Consider the following 935-nt stretch of genomic DNA (forward strand, 5'->3'; position numbering starts at 1 on the left):
GTCTGCGGGCCGCAGCTCGCGGCCGCAAGCGTTGCCTGCGCCTGCGGCATCAGGCCGGGCTCGGGGGCGAGCGCCTTCATCACGATCAGGCCGGTGGCAGAGGGGGAATCGATGATCAGGCGGTCGGCCGCGGTGACCTCCTCGTCCTCGGGCAGCTCGTTGTGCTGCGCTTCCGTCATCAGGTCGAGCTCGATCACCTTGCGGCCCGCGGAGCGGTCGTTGATGGCGTAATAGGCGATCTCGTTGCGGGTGTAGAACGACACCGAGGTGTAGGCCTGGCTCACCGGCACCGTGAGCTTGATCGGCCCGCTTGTGAGGTCGTAGCGGCAGATCGCCAGCGCAAAGGCCGGGTCCATGAACGGCATCGGTGACGTCTGCGGATCGGCGAGGGGAAGCTGGCTGACGCCATTGAGCTTCGTCATCGGCGTCAGCCGCGAATAGGCATCCTGCGTCGCGATCCGCGGCAGTGCCAGCACGCTGACGAGATGGACCACGAGGCCCAGAACGATGCCGGCGACGATGGTGAACAGCAGCCGGATCATGAGCAGCCCGCCGTCGTGATGGTGGGCATTGGCGCATCGCGCTGGGTGCGCGTCGCAACGCCAACCGGGGTGTCGTAGAGCCGCAGCATAAGTGCGTAGCGCTCGATGCCGCCGGTCGGCAGCCAGTTGCCGGCGCGCGAGCGCGAGGCGATACGGATCTCGAACGAGCCGTCGGACTGCCGCACGATCTCCTGGCTGGTGAAGCCGTAGCGCTGGAGCGAATTGGCGACGAGGTGGCCCTTGCGGTCGTAGAGCGTCAGCGTCCAGAACCGCGCCGGCGGCGTCACACCGGAGACGACGACGTCGCAGCGGCCGTCGAGCGCCTTCTTCTTGTCGTCAGTGGTGGCCGTGAAGGCGACGCCGTCGCCGGTGCCGATCGGCAGCTCGCCGTTG

Annotated in this window: 2 protein-coding genes; both read right to left on the reverse strand. The window is 67.8% G+C overall.

Translation table 11 applies throughout. The features are described from left to right. Nucleotides 1-542, reverse strand: a 542-nt coding sequence (locus MOV75_RS39755; RefSeq protein ID WP_247008314.1) for a DUF1254 domain-containing protein, incomplete at its 3' end; no start/stop codon positions are given. Beyond that, a partial coding sequence (locus MOV75_RS39760) for a DUF1214 domain-containing protein (protein ID WP_247008315.1) occupies nt 539-935 on the reverse strand: 397 nt, incomplete at its 5' end. The genes MOV75_RS39760 and MOV75_RS39755, both read right to left, overlap by 4 nt.

The sequence above is a fragment of the Bradyrhizobium sp. PRIMUS42 genome (assembly GCF_023006515.1).
GTDB lineage: Bacteria > Pseudomonadota > Alphaproteobacteria > Rhizobiales > Xanthobacteraceae > Bradyrhizobium.